The organism is Castellaniella denitrificans, from assembly GCF_027214045.1.
GTDB classification, from domain to species: Bacteria; Pseudomonadota; Gammaproteobacteria; order Burkholderiales; family Burkholderiaceae_B; genus Castellaniella; species Castellaniella denitrificans_A.
Window position 1 is genome coordinate 83,804 of sequence record NZ_JAPWHE010000008.1, and the last position, 18,260, is coordinate 102,063.

14 protein-coding genes and 2 pseudogenes are annotated in these 18,260 nt (G+C 67.5%); 8 read left to right on the forward strand and 8 right to left on the reverse strand.

Going from position 1 to position 18,260, the window contains the following annotated elements; translation table 11 throughout:
* The first annotated feature begins 1 nt into the window (after position 1).
* The 3 genes from minC (at position 2) to minE (ending at position 1,996) form a co-directional block, all read left to right on the forward strand.
* Positions 2 to 805, forward strand: a complete 804-nt coding sequence (gene minC / locus O4H32_RS11470; protein WP_269359286.1) for a septum site-determining protein MinC — start codon at positions 2 to 4, stop codon at positions 803 to 805.
* 106 nt (positions 806 to 911) lie between these two features.
* Positions 912 to 1,727, forward strand: a complete 816-nt coding sequence (gene minD, locus O4H32_RS11475) for a septum site-determining protein MinD (protein WP_269359287.1) — start codon at positions 912 to 914, stop codon at positions 1,725 to 1,727.
* Between the two features lie 2 nt (positions 1,728 to 1,729).
* Positions 1,730 to 1,996 carry a cell division topological specificity factor MinE gene (gene minE / locus O4H32_RS11480; protein WP_269359288.1) on the forward strand — a complete coding sequence of 89 codons (267 nt, stop codon included), beginning with the start codon at positions 1,730 to 1,732 and terminating at the stop codon, positions 1,994 to 1,996.
* 218 nt (positions 1,997 to 2,214) lie between these two features.
* On the opposite strand, the gene O4H32_RS11485 is transcribed toward minE, so the two are convergent.
* The 5 genes from O4H32_RS11485 to ettA form a co-directional block, all read right to left on the reverse strand.
* The gene (locus O4H32_RS11485; RefSeq protein WP_269359289.1) at positions 2,215 to 3,099 is read right to left on the reverse strand and encodes an AEC family transporter; all 885 of its coding nucleotides are present in this window, start codon (positions 3,097 to 3,099) and stop codon (positions 2,215 to 2,217) included.
* A gap of 126 nt (positions 3,100 to 3,225) precedes the next feature.
* Positions 3,226 to 5,031 (reverse strand): acyl-CoA dehydrogenase C-terminal domain-containing protein, encoded by a 1,806-nt coding sequence (locus O4H32_RS11490; RefSeq protein ID WP_269359290.1) that lies wholly within the window; start codon positions 5,029 to 5,031, stop codon positions 3,226 to 3,228.
* A gap of 170 nt (positions 5,032 to 5,201) precedes the next feature.
* A complete protein-coding gene (locus O4H32_RS11495; protein ID WP_269359291.1) occupies positions 5,202 to 5,429 on the reverse strand; it encodes a glycine zipper 2TM domain-containing protein in 228 nt (75 codons plus the stop codon).
* Positions 5,430 to 5,567: 138 nt separating this feature from the next.
* On the reverse strand, positions 5,568 to 6,125 hold the full coding sequence (locus tag O4H32_RS11500; RefSeq protein WP_269359292.1) for an isochorismatase family protein: 558 nt from the start codon (positions 6,123 to 6,125) through the stop codon (positions 5,568 to 5,570).
* 53 nt (positions 6,126 to 6,178) lie between these two features.
* On the reverse strand, positions 6,179 to 7,852 hold the full coding sequence (gene ettA, locus O4H32_RS11505) for an energy-dependent translational throttle protein EttA (protein WP_269359293.1): 1,674 nt from the start codon (positions 7,850 to 7,852) through the stop codon (positions 6,179 to 6,181).
* Between the two features lie 121 nt (positions 7,853 to 7,973).
* On the opposite strand from ettA, the gene O4H32_RS11510 reads away from it, so the two are divergent.
* Positions 7,974 to 8,426, forward strand: a complete 453-nt coding sequence (locus tag O4H32_RS11510) for a hypothetical protein (protein WP_269359294.1) — start codon at positions 7,974 to 7,976, stop codon at positions 8,424 to 8,426.
* Positions 8,427 to 8,490: 64 nt separating this feature from the next.
* Here O4H32_RS11510 and O4H32_RS11515 read toward each other — a convergent pair whose 3' ends face one another.
* The 3 genes from O4H32_RS11515 to O4H32_RS11525 all read right to left on the reverse strand — a co-directional run bounded on the left by O4H32_RS11515 (position 8,491) and on the right by O4H32_RS11525 (position 10,379).
* Positions 8,491 to 9,453 (reverse strand): glycosyltransferase family 2 protein, encoded by a 963-nt coding sequence (locus O4H32_RS11515; RefSeq protein ID WP_269359295.1) that lies wholly within the window; start codon positions 9,451 to 9,453, stop codon positions 8,491 to 8,493.
* Between the two features lie 126 nt (positions 9,454 to 9,579).
* A complete protein-coding gene (locus tag O4H32_RS11520; protein WP_003803595.1) occupies positions 9,580 to 9,708 on the reverse strand; it encodes a hypothetical protein in 129 nt (42 codons plus the stop codon).
* A gap of 110 nt (positions 9,709 to 9,818) precedes the next feature.
* The gene (locus tag O4H32_RS11525; RefSeq protein WP_269359296.1) at positions 9,819 to 10,379 is read right to left on the reverse strand and encodes a YceI family protein; all 561 of its coding nucleotides are present in this window, start codon (positions 10,377 to 10,379) and stop codon (positions 9,819 to 9,821) included.
* Between the two features lie 208 nt (positions 10,380 to 10,587).
* Here O4H32_RS11525 and uvrA point away from each other — a divergent pair.
* The 4 genes and pseudogenes from uvrA to O4H32_RS11540 all read left to right on the forward strand — a co-directional run.
* Positions 10,588 to 14,290 (forward strand): annotated as a pseudogene (gene uvrA / locus O4H32_RS11530) (excinuclease ABC subunit UvrA); the annotation flags it as partial.
* A gap of 101 nt (positions 14,291 to 14,391) precedes the next feature.
* A pseudogene (locus O4H32_RS15020) lies at positions 14,392 to 16,263 on the forward strand (excinuclease ABC subunit UvrA); the annotation flags it as partial.
* The gene (pabB, locus tag O4H32_RS11535; protein ID WP_269359299.1) at positions 16,263 to 17,453 is read left to right on the forward strand and encodes an aminodeoxychorismate synthase component I; all 1,191 of its coding nucleotides are present in this window, start codon (positions 16,263 to 16,265) and stop codon (positions 17,451 to 17,453) included. The pseudogene O4H32_RS15020 and the gene pabB, both read left to right, overlap by 1 nt.
* On the forward strand, positions 17,423 to 18,202 hold the full coding sequence (locus tag O4H32_RS11540; RefSeq protein WP_269359301.1) for an aminotransferase class IV: 780 nt from the start codon (positions 17,423 to 17,425) through the stop codon (positions 18,200 to 18,202). Before pabB ends, O4H32_RS11540 begins: the two co-directional genes overlap by 31 nt.
* Positions 18,203 to 18,260 lie beyond the last annotated feature (58 nt).

Consider the following 18,260-nt stretch of genomic DNA (forward strand, 5'->3'; position numbering starts at 1 on the left):
CATGCCCAAGACCGCTTCCGCCCTGGACTTCAAGAGCGCGTCCCTGCACGTCCTGCGGGCCGTGCTGCACACGGCCGACACCGCCGAGCTGACCCGGGCGCTGGACCAGCGCATGAAGGAAGCCGGCGCCTTCTACGAGAACGAGCCCGTGGTGCTCGACGCCCAGGGCCTGGACCAGGCGCCGGACTGGGAGGCACTGGCCACCGCCTTGCGCCACCACAGGCTGCACCCGATCGGCGTACGGGCGCCGCAGGCCCTGCTGGCCTCGGCCCACCAGGCCGGCCTGGCGCCCCTGGACATCTCCACGAGCCGCCAGGAAAGCCGCACCGACGCACCCGCCAGGACGGCCCGGACGCACAAGCCCGAACCGGAAGCCGCGCCCGCCCGCTCCGCAAAGTCGACGCCCTCCGAACCGCCGGTTGACACCGACACATCGGCGCCACCGACCGACGCCGGCGCGCACGCCGAGACCCTGGTGATCCGTCACCCGCTGCGTTCCGGCCAACGCATCTACGCGCGCGGGGGCGACCTGATCGTCATGGGCATGGTCAGCCAGGGCGCCGAGGTCATCGCCGACGGCCACATCCACGTCTACGGCCCGCTGCGCGGCAAGGCCATGGCCGGCGCGCGCGGAAATCCGCACGCCATGATCCTGACGACCCAGCTCGATCCGGAACTGCTGGCCATCGCCGGCGTCTACCGGGTGGTCGAAACCCGCCTGCCCGAAACACTGCACAACCGCCCCGCCCAGATCGAACTGGACGGCGACACGCTGCGCATCCGGGCGCTGCAGGCTGGGCATTGAGCGGGCCGTCACATCCGGACACGCCCCGTCGACGGCGAACCGGCCTTCCCGGGGCATTTTGCTTTACGATGTCATGAATTTTTTCGAACAGGGGAACACAGTCACCATGGCGCGCATCGTTGTAGTCACCTCCGGCAAAGGGGGGGTGGGCAAGACCACCACCAGCGCGAGCTTCTCGGCCGGCCTGGCCATGCACGGCCACAAGACGGTCGTGATCGACTTCGACGTCGGTCTGCGCAACCTGGACCTGATCATGGGCTGCGAACGCCGCGTGGTCTACGATTTCGTCAACGTCATCCAGGGCGAAGCCACCCTGAACCAGGCGCTGATCCGCGACAAACAGCTGGAAAATCTGTACATCCTGCCGGCGTCCCAGACGCGCGACAAGGACGCCCTGACGCGCGAAGGCGTGGAAAAGGTCCTGACCGACCTGGCCGCCATGGATTTCGAATACATCGTCTGCGATTCCCCTGCCGGCATCGAGACCGGTGCCATCATGGCGTCCTATTTCGCCGACGACGCGCTGGTGGTCACCAACCCCGAAGTCTCCTCGGTGCGCGACTCCGACCGCATCCTGGGCATCCTGTCGGCCAAGTCCCGCCGCGCCGAAAAAGGCGATGAGCCGATCAAGGAGCACCTGCTGCTGACCCGCTACAACCCCAAGCGCGTGGCTGATGGCGAAATGCTGTCCCTGGGCGACATCGAGGACATTCTGCGCATCCGCCTGATCGGCGTGATCCCGGAATCTGAAACCGTGCTGCAGGCATCCAACCAGGGCATCCCGGCCATCCACATCCGCGATTCCGACGTCGCCCTGGCCTACCAGGACGTGGTGGCCCGCTATCTGGGCGAAGAAAAGCCTCTGCGCTTCGTGGACTATGAAAAACCCGGCCTGTTCAAGCGCCTGTTCGGGGGGAAATAAGCATGTCGTTCCTGGATTTCCTGCGCGGACAGAAAAAAACCTCGGCCAGCATCGCCAAGGACCGCCTGCAGCTCATTCTGATCAACGAACGCGGCAGCGGCCGCAACGCGCCCGACTTCCTGCCGCAGATGCAAAAAGAACTGATCGCGGTGATCTCGAAATACGTCCAGATCAACCCCGAGGACATCAAGGTCAACCTCGACCGACAGGATTCCCTGGAAGTGCTCGAGGTCAAGATCGAAATGCCGCAAGCCGAAGCGCGCAACTGACCCAGGCCGGCATCCAGCCCCGGGATGCATCCGGCCGCATGACGGCACGCCAGGGTCGGGGGCGGGCCTTGCCGGACGCGAACTTCGAACCCGCCGGATGAAACGGCTTCAACGGGGAGGCAAGCGAGCCACTGTTCAAGCGGGACGCTTGTGCTCAGTCCGGGGGACTGAGCATCCCGCGCGTTTGGCGAGCGCCCCGATGAAGCTGTTTCTCCCGCTCAAATCCAAGATAGCGTCGCCCACACCACCAGCGGGATCGTCGCCACCGACAGCACATTGCCCAGCAGCACCACGCTGGCCACGGTCCCGGGTTCGACGCGATACTGTTCGCACAACAGATAGTTCAGCACCGCCGGCGGCAACATGACCGACAGCGCCACCATGCGCGCCCATTCCGGCGTCAGGGGCAGCAGCCACAGCACGACGGGCAGCGTCAGCAGACCCGCCAGCAGATACAGAACATTGATGCGCAACGCCAGTCCCAGTTGCTCGATCCGGTCCTGGGACAAGCGCACGCCCAGCCCGAACAGCATCAGCGGAATGGCGATCTGCCCGGTCAGGTCCAGCGTGGTCGTCACGAAAGGCGGGATCCATGCGCGATGCGGCGCCAGCGCCACCCCCAGCAGGGCCGCCCAGATGTTCGGATTGCGCAGCCACATCCAGCGGCTGCCGCCGCGCGACAGCAGGAACAGGCCCAGGGAAAAGTGCAGCAGGTTCGACAACACGAACAGCACGACGATGTCGCCCAGCAGATCCTTGCCGTAGGCCAGCATCATCAGCGGAATGCCGATGTTGCCGGTGTTACGGAACATCCCCGGCACCAGGAAAGCGGGCCGTGACACCCCCGGAGTGCGCACCAGGGCCAGCAGCAGGCCCGGCACGACGATGATCAGCACCCCGGCCGCCACCAGCGGCCAGCCACGCGCCAGATCGACCGGATTATCCAGCAGTGCGGAAAACACCAGTGCCGGGCAGAACACCATCACGTTGGCGTGGTTGATGAACGCCATGTCCGGCGTGCGCGCCTGGCGGCGGCCAAAGGCAAAACCCAGGGCAGCCACGGCGAAGACGGGCAGGACGATGTTCAGCAGGGTCAGCAGCATGTGGACGGCAGGGAACGGGACGAAAGGCAGCCCAGAGTGTACAGCGCGGCACCCATGGCAAGGGGCGGGCCCCCGCCAGGAAGCCCGCCCCGTTCCCGATCCGGCGCACACGCCGGCGGTGGCCGATCAATACCCCAGTGCGAAATCCTCGGCCGGCAGGTCCATCAGCACATCGGGACCGGCCTTGATGGCCTCCATGTGTGCGCGGGTGCGCGGCAGGATGCGGGCAAAGTAGAAGCGCGCGGTATGCAGCTTGGCCTGGTAGAACGCCTTGTCGCCCTCGCCCGCCGCCAGTTTCTCGGCCGCGACGCGCGCCATGTCGGCCCAGAAATAGGCCAGCGTCACGTAGCCCGAATACATCAGGTAGTCCACGGACGCGGCGCCCACGGCCTCGCGATTGGTCATGGCCTTCATGCCGATCTTGAGGGTCAGGTCGCCCCATTCCTTGTTCAGTTCGGCCAAAGGCTTGACCAGCTCGGAGATCGCGCGGTTGCCGCTGTTGGCCTTGCAGAACTTGTGCACGACCTTGGTGAAAATGCGCAGCGATTCGCCCTGGGTCATCAGCACCTTGCGGCCCAGCAGGTCCAGGGCCTGGATGCCGGTCGTGCCTTCGTACAGCATCGAGATGCGGCTGTCGCGCACGTTCTGTTCCATGCCGTGCTCGGCAATGTAGCCGTGGCCCCCGAAGACCTGGACGCCCAGGTTCGCCGCCTCGAAGCCGGTTTCCGTCATGAAGGCCTTGGCGATCGGGGTCAGGAAGCCCAGCAGCTTGTCGGCCTGTTCACGCGCATCCGCGTCCTGGCTGCGCTGCATGATGTCCACCTGCTGCGCGGCGTAGTACAGCAGCGCGCGGTTGCCCTCGGAGAAGGATTTGATCGTCAGCAGCATGCGGCGCACATCGGGGTGCACGATGATGGGGTCGGCCGGCTGGTCGGGGAATTTCGGACCGCTCAGGGCACGCATCTGCAGGCGCTCGCGGGCGTAGGTCGCGGCGCCCTGAAGGGCGACCTCGGCGTGCGCCAGACCCTGGATGGCGGTGCCCAGACGCGCTGTGTTCATGAACGTGAACATGCAGTTCAGGCCCTTGTTGGCGGGCCCGATCAGAAAACCGGTGGCGCCGTCGAAATTCATCACGCAAGTGGCGTTGCCGTGAATGCCCATCTTGTGCTCGATCGAGCCGCAGGACACCCCGTTGCGCGCGCCCAGACCGCCCTGGCCATCGGGCAGGAACTTGGGCACGATGAACAGGGAGATCCCCTTGGTGCCGGCGGGCGCGTCCGGCAAGCGGGCCAGTACGATGTGGACAATGTTTTCCGCCATGTCGTGCTCGCCGGCGGAAATGAAGATCTTGGTGCCGGTGACCTTGTAGCTGCCGTCGGCCTGCGGCTCGGCCTTGGTGCGCAGCATGCCCAGGTCGGTGCCGCAGTGGGGCTCGGTCAGGCACATGGTGCCGGTCCACTGGCCGGAAACCAGCGGTTCCAGGTAGGTTTTCTGCTGTTCCTCGGTGCCATGCGCCTGCAGGGTATTCATGGCGCCATGCGACAGGCCGGGGTACATGCCCCAGGCCCAGTTGGCCTCTCCCATCAGTTCGCTGATGGTCATGCCCAGGGATTCGGGCAGGCCCTGACCGCCATGGGCGGTGTCGTGCGACAGCGCAGGCCAGCCTCCCTCGACGTACTGGGCGTAGGCTTCCTTGAACCCCGTCGGGGTCCTGACACCCTCGGCCGACCAGACGCACCCTTCGCGGTCGCCCACCTGGTTCAGGGGCGCCAGCACTTCCTGGCAGAATTTCGCGCCTTCTTCGAGGATGGCGTCCACCATATCGGGGGTGGCCTCCTCGCAGCCCGGCAAGGACTGGTAATGGGCGGGATAGTTCAGGACCTCGTCGCGCACAAAACGGATGTCGCGCAGGGGGGCTTTGTAATCGGGCATCTCCAGATCTCCAGGTATCGTGATGGTTCTTAAATTCAAACGTTTGTTTGAATTTAAGAACAGACGCCGGAGAAAGTCAATAAAAAAAGCGCGCCCTTTCGGGCGCGCCGTGGAATCTTTCCCGAAAACGAGGGCATCGACGGGATCCCGCGCAAGCGGGAAGCAGGCGATCAGCGATTCTTGCCGATCTGATCGCCGATGACACCGCCGATGGCCGCGCCGCCGACCGTGCCCAGGATGCCTCCGCCCGTGACGACGGCGCCCGCCACGCCACCCAGGCCCGCGCCCGTCACGGCCGATTTCTGTCGGTGGCTCATGCTATCCCAGGATGAGCATCCGGCCATGGCCGTCGCCAGCATCAGGGCCGCGCCGATTTTTCCGAATGTCCTGATCGTCATAGTGGTTCTCCTTTTCGTGTGCTGCGTGATGATTCCGCGCCCGGTCGGGCGTCCTGGGTTCTTTATAAGCGCCGTGACCTGAAAAAGCTGTGAGCCAAGATGTCGAACCTTGTAACTTGTAACAGCGGCGGCCACGTGTCACTTCACCAGCGCCAGGACGTCCCGGAAGGCCGGATGCGCCGGCGTTTCAAGCCATTCGTAGATCGCCATCTCGGACGTGACGGTCTCCAGCCCATGATGGCGCCAGCGTGCGCAGGCGGCCGACCAGTCGGATTCGCGCCGGGAGCCGATGCCGTCAGCCACCAGCACGGGACGGAAACCGGCCTGCGCCAGGCCCAGCCCGGTCTGTAACACGCAGATATGGGCTTCGGTGCCTGTCAACAACACCCGCGTGCGGCCCGCGGGCCAATCCGCCAGAAAACCGGCCTCGCGGCAGGCGTCGAAATGAGTCTTGGCCACGACCCGGTCCACATGCGCGAGCAGGCCGGGATGGGTGGCGCCGATCTTTCCTGGCCAGTGCTCGGTCGCCCAGACCGGCACCGACAGCAAGCGCGCAGCCTGGGCCAGGCGCTCGACCCGGCCACGCAGGGCGTCGGCATCACGGATGGCGGGCAGAAGCTTTTCCTGCATGTCCACCACCAGCAACAGGCTGGTGCCGGTCGTCAGCAAGGCCTGATTCACATCCGCGTATTTCATGACGCACTCCAATCGTGGCTTCTCTCCACCTCCCGGCCTGCAGGCCGGTCGGATTATTTCAGCGCCTTGTAGCGCAGTCGATGAGGACGGGCGGCTTCCTCGCCCAGCCGGACTTTTTTGTCGGCCTCGTATTCCTGGTAGTTGCCGTCGAAGAACACCACCCGGGAATCTCCCTCGAACGCCAGGATGTGCGTGGCAATGCGATCCAGGAACCAGCGGTCGTGGCTGATGACCAGCACGGAGCCGGCGAATTCCAGCAGGGCGTCTTCCAGGGCGCGCAGGGTCTCGACGTCCAGGTCGTTGGAAGGCTCGTCCAGCAGCAGCACGTTGCCACCCGCGATCAGGGTCTTGGCCAGATGCAGGCGGCCGCGTTCGCCGCCCGACAACTTGCCGACCTGCTTGCCCTGATCCGCGCCCTTGAAGTTGAAGCGGCCCAGGTAGGCGCGCGCCGGCATCTCGAAACGGCCCACGGTCAACAGGTCGGCGCCGTCGGAGATGGCGTCGAACACGGTCTTGTCATCGGGCAGGGAATCGCGCGACTGATCCACGAAGGCGAGTTTCACGGTCTGGCCCAGGACGACTTCGCCGGAATCCGGGGCCTCCTGGCCCGCGATCATGCGGAACAGCGTGGATTTGCCGGCGCCGTTGGGGCCGATGATGCCGACGATGGCCCCGGCGGGGATCCTGAAACTGAGGTCGTCGATCAGCAGGCGGTCGCCGAAGGACTTGGACACGTTGCGGAACTCGATGACCTCGTTGCCGAGGCGCTCGGCCACGGGAATGAAGATTTCCTGGGTTTCGTTGCGCTTCTGGTATTCGTGCGAGGACAGTTCCTCGAAACGCGCCAGGCGGGCCTTGGCCTTGGCCTGACGGCCCTTGGGATTCTGCCGCACCCATTCCAGCTCTTTCTTGATGGTGCGCTGGCGTGCGGATTCGGCGGCCTCCTCCTGTTTCAGGCGGTCTTCCTTTTGTTCAAGCCAGGAACTGTAGTTGCCTTTCCAGGGAATGCCATGGCCCCGGTCCAGTTCCAGGATCCATTCGGCGGCGTTGTCCAGAAAATAACGGTCGTGGGTGACGGCCACGACCGTGCCGGGGAACTGGCGCAGGAAGACTTCCAGCCATTCGACCGACTCGGCGTCCAGGTGGTTGGTGGGCTCGTCCAGCAGCAGCATGTCGGGCTTGGACAGCAGCAGGCGGCACAGCGCCACCCGGCGCTTCTCGCCGCCCGACAGCTTGCCGACCACGGCATCCCAGGGTGGCAGGCGCAGGGCGTCGGCGGCGATTTCCATCTGGGTCTCGATGTCGTCGCTGCCGCTGGTGGCGGCGGCCGCGATGACGGCTTCCAGTTCGGCCTGTTCGGCGGCCAGGGCATCGAAATCGGCGTCCGGCTCCGCGTAAGCTGCATAGACCTCGTCGAGGCGCTTGCGGGCCTCGAAGACTTCGCCCAGGCCGGCCTCGACGGCCTGGCGGACGGTGTGGTCGGGATCCAGCTGCGGTTCCTGCGGCAGATAGCCGATGCGCAGGCCCGCCATGGGGACGGCTTCGCCCTCGATGTCCTTGTCCACCCCGGCCATGATCTTCAGCAAGGTGGACTTGCCCGAGCCGTTCAGGCCCAGGACCCCGATCTTGGCGCCGGGAAAGAAGGACAGGGAGATGTCCCGCAGGATCTGGCGTTTGGGCGGCACGATTTTGCCAACCCGGTTCATGGAATAAACGTACTGTGCCATGTCTCGACGGTGAAAGGGCGCGCCAAGGGATTCGGCCGCGCAAAGCTTCGATTGTAGGCCGGACGGGCGGCGCCTCAAACCGTACAATGCCGATCATCAGTCACCCCGCCCATTTTCCATCATGCCCCTCTCTCTCGCATTCACCCCGGCCGAGGCCGACTTGCTGGGACGCACGGCCGACGCGCTGTGCGCCTGGCTGGGCAAACCCGTGATCGCCGAAATCGTGTCCGAGCCCGACGAGGGTTATGAATGGGCGCTGTTCGCTCTGCCGCTGGGTCCCAAGGACGAGGACGGGGACCGCCCCCGCGTCCAGGCGGGCGGTCCCGGAGCGCGTTTCCTGGGCAGTTGCGGCGGCCTGGACCTGGGCGACGGCCAGGCGGTGGATTGCGAACTCTTGTGGGCCGTTCAGCTATCCGACCTGGAAGGCGTACGCTACATCAAGGTGGACGCCCAGGGCGAAGAGGTGGCCTGGACCGACACGCTGACGGACCTGTTGCCCTTCGACCTGCAGGAAACCGAAACACCACCGGACGACGAGGATGAGCCAGGACACGGGTCAGTCCCTGCGGACTGACCAGCGCCGGGCGAATCGGAGCGGCTTGCAAGCCGCGACGTGGAGAGATGCCGCGACGGAACGCTCAGATCGTCACCGGGTGCTTGGCCCTCGCCATCGCGTCTCTCAGGCGATCGCGCACATACAGCGCGACCCCGGCCGGCCACATGGCGGCCACCAGCAGGCGCGACGCCCAGCGATTCAGGCATCGCCCGGCGGGCCGGTCCACCCGCTGCGCGCGCAGGTGCAGACCGAAACGGGTATAGCGGATCGCCGCGCCGAAGAACGAGGCCGGCTGGTAGCGGAACCAGCCCAGGCAATACGCCACCGTGTCGTGCGCCAGCAGCCACAGGCCCAGCGCATGGCGACCGCTGTCCACCCTCCCCTCGCGCGACAGGCCGTCGGCGTCGTCGTGATACACGCGGAACACCTGATTGACGAAACGGGTCAGGTAGCCGGCACGGGCGATTGCCCGCCAGACCAGGCTTTCGGGCACGAAACCGGGAATGTCCTCGGGAAAGGGAAATTGGCGCAGCACATCCGTGCGCAGACAACCGAATTTCTCTCCCCGGACATGGTAGCGGAACGTCATGTCCAGCGAGGACACGTCCATGACGTCCCGGGGATACAGGTCGCCCACCACGCTGCCGTCGGGCCGCGCGCACAGGCCGATGATCGCCACGGTGCGGTCCCGCTGTGCGGGCGGGATCTGTTCCCAGACACCGGCCATGTGGTACAGGGCGTTGGGGTCGAGCTCGTCGTCGCTGTCGATGGCCACCAGCCATTCGCCCTGGGCGTGGCGCACCCCGTTGTTGAACGCTGTTTTTTTGTGTTGATTGGGTTGCCAGACGTAACGGATAGGGAAACTGGCTTCCTGCTGCCACCCCTGGACCAGGGTCCGGGTGGCATCCGTCGAACCGTCGTCCACGACCACCCATTCGAAGTCCTGGAAGGACTGTTCCCGCAGCGACCGGTAGACGCGTTCCAGCGTGTGCGCGCGGTTGTACGTAGGCGTGACGACGGAAAACAGATGACGCCAGCAAGCCATTCAGGAAGGCTCCTCGTTGTTCCGATCAGCCCATGATAGTCGCAAAAAAAACCACGAACCGTCGGGTTCGTGGTTTCCCTGATGCCGAATTGTATATAAACAATACGGCTGTCCGGCGCCGAAGGATCAGACGCGCTTGACCTTTTCCAGCATCTTGAAGACGCCCTTGGGGGCGCGCACGAACAGACGCTTGAAGGCTTTGCCAAGGCAACGGCGCTCCAGGGTGTTGCGCCGCGTGCGTTTGATTTCTGCCATGAGGATCTCCTGGTGTAAGGCGGGCTTGAAAGCAAAACACGCCATTTTAGCAAAATTTCACCAGTTGCCGGCAAGCGCCCAGGCATGCCCGGGCGCGACGCCCTCGCCGCCTACTGGCGCACGCCTTCGATTTCGATCTGCAGGCGCACGGCGTCCGGGATGCCCGGCAGGCCGAAGCCCATGCCCCACTGGCTGCGCTTGAGGTCCGCCCGGAAATCCCCGCCGCAGACTTCGCGATTCAGGCGCTTGTTCTGGTAGCAGTTGAAGCGGACGGCGTTCAGCCTGACCGGATGAGTCCGCCCCAGCAGGGTCAGATTGCCCTCGACGGCGCGGACCAGGTCGCCTTCGAAGCGAAAGGCGGAGGATTCGAAGAAGGCCTCGGGGTGCTGTCCGGCCTGGAAGAAATCGCCGCCCAGCAGATGTTCGTCGAAGCCTTTCGAGCCGGTGTTGATCGACTTGATGTCGACGCGGATCTTCGCCTGGCCCGTTCTGGCCGCGCGATCGAAAACAACGTCGCCCTCGACCGTGTCGAAGCGGCCTCGCACCGTGGACGTGCCATTGTGCAGGACTTCGAAATAGACGAAGGTGTGGTCCGCATCGGTCTTGTAGTCGGCCGCCCGGGCCAGGAAAGGGGCGGCGCACAGCAACGGGATGACAAGCAGGCGTTTCATGGCGATTCTCCGGTTTTCCACGGAAGCCGGGACCGCCCCGGCGGCGTTCAGTCAATTGTAAATATTCGGCGGGCCAGCGGGGCCGCCCGGCGTCCGGACACCTGACGCGGATCAAACCGGACGGTTCGCCAGGACCGCCGCGAGGCCCTGGAATCAGCGCCCGGCCCCAGGCGCGCAATGCCGCTTCGAGCCGGATTATGATGGCGGAATGAACGCACCCATCCGCATCTTCGGCGCCCGCCAGAACAACCTGAAGAACCTGGATCTGACGATCCGCACCGGGGAACTCCTGGTGGTGACCGGCGTGTCGGGATCCGGCAAGAGCTCACTGGCCTTCGACACCCTGTACGCCGAGGGCCAGCGCCGCTACGTCGAGACCTTCTCGCCCTATGCGCGCCAGTTTCTGGACCGCATGGACAAGCCACAGGTAGAGCGTATCGAAGGCATCCTGCCAGCCATCGCCATCGATCAGGTCAACCCCGTGCGCAATTCGCGCAGCACCGTGGGGACCATGACGGAGCTGAACGACCACCTGAAGCTGCTCTATGCCCGCGCAGGCCACCTGCATTGCCGGAACTGCGCCCGGCCGGTGACGCGCGACGATCCGTCCAGCATCCGGCGTCAGCTGGACGGCCTGTGCGCCGCCCGCGACCCCCGCCTGGTGATCACCTTTCCGGTCTCGGTTCCGTCCAATTTCACCGAGGAAGAGGTCCGCGGCTTTCTTGAACAGCAGGGCTACACGCGCATTCATCGCCAGGACGACACGGCCTCCGCGTCCGCGACGGAGACGGCCGCCGGGAAGGCGGCCGGCAAGCGCAAGGCCGGCGATCCCGGACGGCGCATGCTGCATGTCGTCCAGGACCGCTTCCGCCTGGGCAACGCGGAAGCCGCACGCGTCGACGAGGCGCTGGAAACGGCGCTGCGCCAGGGCAACGGCCGGCTCGCCGTGCACGCGCTGTTCGACGAAGGCGAGGAAACCTGGCGCTTCAGCGCCGGCCTGCACTGCGCGCAATGCGACATCGACTACGGCACACCGCTGCCCAGCACGTTTTCCTTCAATTCTCCTCTGGGCGCCTGCGAGCACTGCCGGGGCTTCGGCCGGGTGATGGGCATCGACTACGGCCTGGTGGTGCCGGACGAGACCCGCAGCCTGCGCGACGGGGCGATCAAGCCCTGGCAGACCGCCAGCTACAAGGAATGCCAGGTCGAGATGGAACGCTACGCCCCCAAGGCCGGCGTGCGCCTGGACGCGGCCTGGCGCGATCTGACGGACGAGGAGCGCGGCTGGGTGATCGGCGGCGCGCCCGACTGGAAGGGCGGCCCGTCCGCCTGGAAGCACCAGTGGTATGGCGCGCAGCGCTTCTTCGACTGGCTGGAGTCCCGTGCCTACAAGATGCACGTGCGGGTACTGCTGTCGAAATACCGCAGCTACACGCCCTGCCCGCATTGCAAGGGCGCTCGGCTCAAACCCGACGCCACGCTGTGGCGCCTGGGACGGGACTGTGATCCGATCCCCGGCGCGACCCGTTTCCTGCCGGCGCACGCACGCTGGACGCCCGGGCAGTTGGCGGCCCTCCCGGGCCTGGGCCTGCACGACCTGATGCGCCTGCCCATCGAACGGGTACGGGACTGGTTCGACCGCGTCGAGTTCGGCCGTTCGCTGGACGAAGCGCTGACCGAACTATTGGACGAAGTCCGCGCCCGCCTGCGCTTTCTGTGCGACGTCGGCCTGGGTTACCTGTCGCTGGACCGCCAGAGCCGCACCCTGTCGGGCGGCGAGGTCCAGCGCATCAACCTGACCACCGCGCTGGGCACATCTCTCGTGAACACGCTGTTCGTGCTGGACGAGCCGTCCATCGGCCTGCACCCGCGCGACATCCATCGCATCGTCCAGGTCATGCACCGCCTGCGGGACCACGGCAATACCCTGGTCGTGGTGGAGCACGACCCCCAGGTCATGATCGCCGCCGACCGCATTCTGGACATCGGTCCGGGGCCGGGCGAGCGCGGCGGGCACCTCGTGTTCGACGGCACGCCGGCCGAGCTGTCCATGGCCGACACGCTGACGGGCCGTTATTTCGGCGGCCGCATGCGCATCGAATCGCCACGTCCCCTGCCGGTGCGGGACAATACCCCGCGCCTGCTGCTGCGGGGTGCCCGCGCCAACAACCTGCAAAACATCGACTTTTCCCTACCCCTGGGACGGCTGGTGTGCCTGACCGGCGTGTCGGGCTCGGGCAAGTCCACCCTGGTGCAGGACGTGCTCTACCCCGCCTTGCTCAAACGCCTGGGCCGCGCCACCGAAGCGCCGGGTGAGCACACCGCCCTGCTGGGCGCGGAGCGCATCGCCGACGTGGTGATGGTGGACCAGACGCCCATCGGCAAAACGACGCGCTCCAACCCGGCCAGCTACGTCGGCGCCTTCGACGCCATCCGCAAGCTGTTCGCGGCCGCCGCACTGTCGCAGGAACGCGGCTACACGGCCGGCACCTTCAGCTTCAACACCGGGGACGGCCGCTGCCCCGGCTGCAGCGGCACCGGTTTCGAACACGTGGAAATGCAATTCCTGTCGGATGTCTACCTGCGCTGCCCGGACTGCGACGGCCGCCGTTTCCGGCCACAGGTGCTGGAAGTGCGCATCGAGCACCTGGGACGCAGCGCCTCGATCGACGAGGTCCTGGACATGACCGTGAGCGAGGCGCTGGACTTCTTCAAAGGCCTGCGCGACGTGCAGTGGGGCCTGGCGCCCCTGGCCGACGTGGGCCTGGAATACGTGCGCCTGGGCCAGCCCGTGCCCACCTTGTCTGGCGGCGAAGCCCAGCGCCTGAAGCTGGCCGGACACCTGGCCGAGGCCGCCCGCTCGCGGGCGCCGCAGGGCGCCTTGAAGGGCAGCCTGCTGCTGTTCGACGAACCCACCACCGGCTTGCACTTCGACGACATCGCCCGCTTGATGCGGGCCTTTCGCAAGCTGCTGGCCGCCGGCCATTCGCTGCTGATCATCGAGCACAACCTGGACGTGATCCGCGCCGCCGACTGGGTCGTGGACCTGGGGCCTGAAGGCGGCGACCAGGGCGGCCGCGTCGTGGCCGAAGGCTCGCCGGAAGACCTGATGCGCCACCCGGATTCGCACACCGGCCGGGCGCTGGACGACTATGCGCGGCAGATCGACAGTCCCGCGCTGGTCCTGAACGAACCCGCGCCACGCCTGCCGGCGGCGGCTCCGGCCAGCCCCGACATCCACATCCTGAACGCCCGCGAGCACAACCTGAAGGGCATCGACGTCCACATCCCCCGCGACGCCTTCACGGTCATCACCGGCGTGTCGGGCTCGGGCAAGTCCACCCTGGCCTTCGACATCCTCTTCAACGAAGGTCAGCGGCGCTATCTGGAATCCCTGAACGCCTATGCGCGCGCCATCGTGCAGCCGGCCGGCAAGCCGGACGTGGACGCGATCTACGGCATCCCGCCCACCGTCGCCATCGAGCAGCGCACCAGCCGGGGCGGACGCAAGTCCACCGTCGCCACCATGACGGAGATCCACCATTTCCTGCGCCTGCTGTACGTGCGCCTGGGCACCCAGATGTGCCCGGACTGCGACGTCCCCGTAGCGCCGCAGACGCCGGAGCAGATCGTCGCGCAATTGCTGCGCGACCACGCGGGCGAGCACATCGGCCTGCTGGCGCCGCTGGTGGTGGCGCGCAAGGGTTACTACACCGACCTGGCGAAATGGGCGGCCTCGCACGGCCACTCCCATCTGCGCGTGGACGGCCAATTCATTCCGGTCAGCCCCTGGCCGCGCCTGGACCGCTACCAGGAACACACCATCGAACTGCCGGTGAGCGACCTGATCGTGGACGTGCGCGACGAAGCCGGCCTGCGCGAGGCCGTGCGCGCCGCCCTGGCGCTGGGCCATGGCAGCTTCCGCGTGCTGACCGGTCTGACCGCGCCCGGTCCGGCCACGATCGAGGCCCGCCGCGCCGCCGGCCTGGCGCCCGCCCCGGGCCTGCTGACCTTCTCCATCAAGCGCGCCTGCCCGAGCTGCGGCACCAGTTTCCCTGAGCCCGACCCGCGCCTGTTCTCCTACAACTCGCGCCATGGCTGGTGCCCGGGGTGCTACGGCACCGGGCTGCAACTGACCGGTTTCACCGAGGACCAGACCGGCGAGGAATCCGTCTGGCTGGACGAAGCCACCGGCCTGCCGCAGCCCTGCCCCCAATGCCAGGGTCAGCGGCTGAACCGCGTGGCGCGTGCCTTCCGCTGGCGCGACCGTTCGATCGCCGACCTGGCCTCGATGCCCGTCAGCGACGCCCAGCGTTTCTTCCTGGGCCTGGGCGCCCAAGGCCGCGAAGCCGAGATCGCGCGCGACATTCTGGCCGAGATCCGCGGCCGCCTGGACTTCATGATGGACGTGGGGCTGGGCTACCTCGCCCTCGATCGCGCCGCCCCCACCCTGTCGGGCGGCGAGGCCCAGCGCATCCGCCTGGCCGCGCAGTTGGGCTCGAACCTGCAGGGCGTGTGCTACGTGCTGGACGAGCCCACCATCGGCCTGCATCCGCGCGACAACCGCATCCTGCTGGACGCGCTCACCCGCCTGGAAGGCAACGGCAACACCCTGGTGGTGGTCGAGCACGACGAGGACACCATCCGTCGCGCCGGCCACGTGATCGACATCGGCCCGGGCGCCGGCGTGCGCGGCGGCATGGTGGTCGCCCAGGGCACGGTCGAGGAAATCATCCGCAACCCGGCCTCCGTCACCGGGCGCTACCTGCGCGAGCCCCTGGCCCACCCCATGAACGGCCGCCGCCCCGTCGACGCCGGCACACCCAGCCTGGACATCGAAGACGCCACGCGGCACAACCTGCGACAGGCCAACGCGCGCATCCCGTTGGGACGTCTGAACGTCGTCACCGGCGTGTCGGGCTCGGGCAAGTCCACCCTGGCGCGCGACGTGCTGCTGGACAACCTGGCGCGCCACGTCGGCAACCGGCCGGCCGGCCCCTGGCAGGGCTGCCGCACGATCCGCGGATGGGAGGCCATCGACCGGGTGCTGGAAGTCGACCAGACACCCATCGGCAAAACGCCCCGGTCCTGCCCGGCCACCTACGTCGGCTTCTGGGACGATATCCGCAAGCTCTACGCCGGCACGCGGGAATCGAGGCTGCGCGGCTGGACGGGCTCGCGCTTTTCCTTCAACACCGGCGACGGCCGCTGCCCGGAATGCGAAGGCCAGGGCATGCGCACCATCGAAATGAGCTTCCTGCCCGACGTGAAAGTGCCGTGCGACGCCTGCCACGGCGCCCGCTTCAACCAGGAAACCCTGGGGGTGCAATGGAACGGTCGCAGCGCGGGCGACGTGCTGCGCATGGAAGTCGACGACGCCATCGGTCATTTCTCCGCGCATCGCCGCATCGCCCGCGCGCTGCAACTGATGCAGGATGTGGGCCTGGGCTATCTGACGCTGGGCCAGCCCTCGCCCACGCTGTCCGGCGGCGAGGCCCAGCGCATCAAGCTGGTCACCGAACTGACCAAGGCGCACCTGGACGAGGGCGTACTGCGCACTGGCCGCGCTTCGCGCGTCCCGCACACGCTGTACGTGCTCGACGAGCCCACCGTGGGCCTGTCCACGGCGGACGTGGAAAAGCTGATCCGGGTGCTGCACCGGCTGGTGGACGCCGGCCACACCGTGGTGGTCATCGAGCACAACCTGGACGTCATCGCCGAGGCCGACTGGATCGTGGACCTGGGGCCCGAAGGCGGCGACCAGGGCGGCCGCGTGGTCGCCCAAGGCAGCCCCGAGCGGCTCTGCGCGGGCGACACGCACACCGGGCGGATCCTGGCGGAATTCCTGGCGGCCGGCGGCGCGCGCGGCGCCCGGGAGGCCTGATGCCCTGCCTCTTCGAGGACCGGCTGGCGGGCCGGTCGCTGCGGCTCTTGGACCCGGTGGCGCGCATCGCCGTCCACCGCCGCGCCGAGTTGCCCGCCGCCTGGGACGCCATCGAGGCGGCCCGGCGGGCGGGCAACTGGGTCGCCCTGTTGCTGGACTACGAACTGGGCGAATGGCTGATGCCTGAAGCCGCCGATCCGGCTGACGTGGACACGCGCGACGCCCTGCCCCGCCTGACGGCGCTGGTCCACGCCCGCGCCGAATGGGAAGTCTGCGCAGGACCGGACGCGGCGGGCGTACCGCCCCGCCCCGATCGTCCGGACGCCGGCGCACCGGCGTCGGACGGTCTCGCCGATGACCAGGGCCGGCCGTGGCGGCCGGATCCGCAACCGGGCGTGTCCCGCGACCGCCATGCGCGAGCCATCGAGACCGTGCGCGCCGGCATCGCCCGGGGCGACTACTACCAGATCAACTACACCCTGCCGCTGCATCTGGACTGGCCGCGAGGCCTGGACCCCATGCGGGCCTACGCCTATCTGGCCAGGCGTCATCCCGTGGCTCATGCCGCCTGCGTGCGCGATGGCGAGCGCTGGGTGCTTTCCCTGTCACCCGAGCTGTTCGTGGCCCGCGAGGGCGCGCGCCTGCGCGTGCGGCCGATGAAAGGCACCGCGCCCCGCCACGCCGATCCGGCCTGGGACCGGCAGGCCGCCGAGGCGCTGCGACGCAGCGCCAAGAACCGCGCGGAGAACCTGATGATCGTGGACCTGCTGCGCAATGATCTGGGCCGCATCGCCGTCCCCGGCAGCGTGCGCGTGCCGGCCCTGTTCAGCCTGGAGGCCTATCCCTCGGTCTGGACGCTGACCTCCACCGTGGAGGCCGAAGCGCCGGACGTGCCGCTGGCCGAGGTGCTGCGCGCCCTGTTCCCCTGCGGTTCCATCACGGGCGCGCCGAAGATCGCCGCCATGCGGGCCATCCGGGCGCTGGAGGCTCGCCGGCGCGGCATCTACTGCGGCAGCGTGGGCTGGCTGGCACCGGACGGGGATTTCTCGCTGAACGTCGCCATCCGCACCATCGAACTGCGTGGCGGCCGGGCCGAGTTCGGCGTGGGCGGCGGCATCGTGTACGATTCCCGCGCCGCCGACGAATGGGAGGAATGCCTGTGGAAAGCCCGCGTCCTGAATCCGGACTGACCCGGTCCACGGCGGGCCTGCCCGCGCCTTCCGCCGCCGAGATCCGGCGGATCGCCCCCGATCTGATCGAAACCATGCGTCTCGAACAGGGCCGTGTCGCGCTCTGGCCCGGCCATCGGGCGCGACTGCGGGCCTCCGCCCGGGCACTGGGCTATCCCTTGGACGAGGCGGTGTTGGAAAGTTTGATGGAGGCGCAGATCCGGGGCCTGGCGGCTCAAGGGCGGCAAGCTTCGGAGACGACAACGGGTGATCCGGCCGCCACCGACATGCATCCGCCGTGCCGCCTGCGCCTGCTGCTGGCGGCCGACGGCGCGCTCTCCCTGACATGCGCGCCGCTGCCGCCCACGACCGAGCCGGTGCGGATCGCCCTGGCGGCGGACGTGCTGGGGCCCCAGGCCGTCCTGGAGGCCGCCGACCCCTGGCTGCGCCACAAAACCACGCATCGCCCCGGATACGCGGCGGCCCAGCGCTGGCTGTCGGCACATCCGGACTATTTCGACCTGATTTTCGGCAACGCCGCCGGCGACCTGTGCGAGGGCAGCCGCAGCACGATCTACGTCCAGGACGCGGACGGCGCCTGGCTGACCCCGCCCCTGGCCTGCGGTCTGTTGCCAGGCGTGCGGCGCCAGGCCCTGCTGGACGAGGGGGCCGTGCGCGAAGCCCGACTGAGCCTCGCCGACCTGCGGCAGGCCCCGGCGTTGCGCGTGTCGAACGCCCTGCGCGGCTGGATGAGCTCGGATATGAAATGATCCCTGCGGATCATTTCATGCCGATCGCTTCGAAGCGGCCTGCAGGCCGCGATGTAGA

Bases quoted from the DNA above. Each gene is read 5' to 3' on its own strand.
- minC (WP_269359286.1), top strand. From the start codon at position 2: ATGCCCAAGACCGCTTCCGCCCTGGACTTCAAGAGCGCGTCCCTGCAC.
- minD (WP_269359287.1), top strand. From the start codon at position 912: ATGGCGCGCATCGTTGTAGTCACCTCCGGCAAAGGGGGGGTGGGCAAG.
- minE (WP_269359288.1), top strand. From the start codon at position 1,730: ATGTCGTTCCTGGATTTCCTGCGCGGACAGAAAAAAACCTCGGCCAGC.
- O4H32_RS11485 (WP_269359289.1), bottom strand. From the start codon at position 3,099: ATGCTGCTGACCCTGCTGAACATCGTCCTGCCCGTCTTCGCCGTGGCT.
- O4H32_RS11490 (WP_269359290.1), bottom strand. From the start codon at position 5,031: ATGCCCGATTACAAAGCCCCCCTGCGCGACATCCGTTTTGTGCGCGAC.
- O4H32_RS11495 (WP_269359291.1), bottom strand. From the start codon at position 5,429: ATGACGATCAGGACATTCGGAAAAATCGGCGCGGCCCTGATGCTGGCG.
- O4H32_RS11500 (WP_269359292.1), bottom strand. From the start codon at position 6,125: ATGAAATACGCGGATGTGAATCAGGCCTTGCTGACGACCGGCACCAGC.
- ettA (WP_269359293.1), bottom strand. From the start codon at position 7,852: ATGGCACAGTACGTTTATTCCATGAACCGGGTTGGCAAAATCGTGCCG.
- O4H32_RS11510 (WP_269359294.1), top strand. From the start codon at position 7,974: ATGCCCCTCTCTCTCGCATTCACCCCGGCCGAGGCCGACTTGCTGGGA.
- O4H32_RS11515 (WP_269359295.1), bottom strand. From the start codon at position 9,453: ATGGCTTGCTGGCGTCATCTGTTTTCCGTCGTCACGCCTACGTACAAC.
- O4H32_RS11520 (WP_003803595.1), bottom strand. From the start codon at position 9,708: ATGGCAGAAATCAAACGCACGCGGCGCAACACCCTGGAGCGCCGTTGC.
- O4H32_RS11525 (WP_269359296.1), bottom strand. From the start codon at position 10,379: ATGAAACGCCTGCTTGTCATCCCGTTGCTGTGCGCCGCCCCTTTCCTG.
- pabB (WP_269359299.1), top strand. From the start codon at position 16,263: ATGCCCTGCCTCTTCGAGGACCGGCTGGCGGGCCGGTCGCTGCGGCTC.